General features: G+C 68.3%; 1 pseudogene. It reads left to right on the forward strand.

Annotated elements, in window-relative coordinates:
• Nucleotides 1-249, forward strand: a pseudogene (gene uvrC, locus KVS69_RS20075) (excinuclease ABC subunit C); the annotation flags it as partial.

The raw sequence follows: 249 nt of genomic DNA on the forward strand, positions 1-249 counted from the left end.
TGCCCGCGGTGCGCGAAACGCTAAACCTCATGCACAAGCTGTTCAAGCTGCGCAGCTGCGAGGACAGCGTGTTCCGCAACCGCTCGCGCCCGTGCCTGCAGTACCAGATCGGCCGCTGCAGCGCGCCGTGCGTGGACCTGGTGGCCGCCGTCGACTACGCCGAATCGGTGCGGCGTGCCTCGATGTTCCTGGAAGGCAAGGGCGACCAGCTGGCGCGCGAACTGGGCACGCAGATGCAGGCGGTCAGCG

The sequence above is a fragment of the Stenotrophomonas sp. GbtcB23 genome, from assembly GCF_019091045.1.
Classification (GTDB): domain Bacteria; phylum Pseudomonadota; class Gammaproteobacteria; order Xanthomonadales; family Xanthomonadaceae; genus Stenotrophomonas; species Stenotrophomonas rhizophila_A.